Raw genomic sequence first — 1,443 nt, 5'->3', positions numbered from 1 at the left:
TTATTGCTGTCCGGTAAAACTTTTTCAAACAAAATAAATTAGGGCTGACACTTCTCACGAGGTATCAGCCCTTTTGGTTATCTTTGTTTTGCTAAAAAATATATAACCATGAGCAAAGATAGTCATTTTACCGGACAGCCGGTCTATAGTCAAGTGTTAAAGTTACTCGACAAAGAGAAGATTCTTCAAATAAGTCGCGAAACGAAAGGAAGCGAGGCTTACGTGAAGCGTTTTGACGGCTACCAACATCTTGTGGTAATGCTGTTCGGCATACTCAAACACTTTGATTCTCTTCGCGAACTTGAGATAGGCATGAAGGCGGAGGCTCACAAGCTCGGACACCTCGGAATGAACTATCTGGTTCGTCGCAGCACGCTTGCGGAGGCCAATATACGCCGTCCTCAGGAGTTCTTTGCAAGTGTTTATGCGTATCTTTTGGAGAAGTATGCCAAATTTTTAGCGGACAGCCGCCCCTCCAAGTGCTATAAGGGGCAGACTCACGAGCCTAAAGACTGGGAGAAGTTGCTTTACATGATGGATTCCACCACAATAACGCTCTTTGACAACATACTCAAAGGTGTCGGGCGGCACCCGAAATCAGGCAAGAAAAAAGGCGGCATGAAAGTACATACGGTAATGAAGTATCATGTCGGCGTGCCGATGGTGGTGCAGCTCACATCCGCCGCAAAACACGATCATTACCTGCTGAAGGAGGTGCATTTGCCAAAAGATTCCACTTTGGCGATGGATCGTGGTTACGTCGACATCGCACAATTCCAACGTCTTACCGAAGAAGGCGTGTGCTACGTGACCAAAATGAAGAAAAACCTTAAGTACGAGGAACTTGAATCCATTACTTACGTCAACCCGCAGGGACTGGTGACGCACATAGACAAGAAAGTGCTTTTTACAAGAGGTGAACTCACCCATGAGGCACGTAGGGTGGAGATATTTTACGAGACAAAGAAGCCGGTTGTGCTGTTGACCAACAACTTTGAGTTCACGTTTGAGGACATTTCTGAAATTTATCGCCTCAGATGGGCCATCGAGTCGCTATACAAACAGCTAAAACAAAATTTTCCGCTTCATTTCTTCTATGGGGACAGCGTCAACGCCATACAAATACAGACATGGGTAGTCTTGATTGCAAATCTGCTGATAACAGTTCTGTCAAGAAGCATCAAGAGGCACTGTGCATTCTCGCAGGTTGTTACCATGGTACGACTTATGCTCATGTACTACGTCGATTTTATCGAATTCATGGAAAATCCAGAGAAAACCTGGAATGATTTCCTTGCAAAGGAGAAGCAAAAAGCACCACCAGAACCAAGTCTTTTCGATTAAGGGGGCTTACTTTTGAAAAAATAGCCCCCGAAGTCCTATTTTACGGGGCTTCGGGGAGGATTTTTATGCTCTTTGGTGTTTTACCGGACAGCAATAATT

The 1,443-nt window shown here is 44.8% G+C and carries 1 protein-coding gene; it reads left to right on the top strand.

Going from position 1 to position 1,443, the window contains the following annotated elements:
* Positions 1–108: 108 nt before the first annotated feature.
* Positions 109–1,344, top strand: coding sequence for an IS4 family transposase (locus I6E38_RS14755; RefSeq protein WP_235394693.1), 1,236 nt, complete (start codon positions 109–111; stop codon positions 1,342–1,344).
* Positions 1,345–1,443: the final 99 nt, after the last annotated feature.

It is taken from the genome of Leyella stercorea, from assembly GCF_021531355.1.
Taxonomy (GTDB): Bacteria; Bacteroidota; Bacteroidia; order Bacteroidales; family Bacteroidaceae; genus Prevotella.
The sequence above is the reverse complement of the archived record's forward strand: the minus strand, read 5'-3'. Positions and strand labels throughout refer to the sequence as shown.

Coding starts and splice junctions, on each gene's coding strand:
- I6E38_RS14755 (WP_235394693.1), top strand. CDS start 109: ATGAGCAAAGATAGTCATTTTACCGGACAGCCGGTCTATAGTCAAGTG.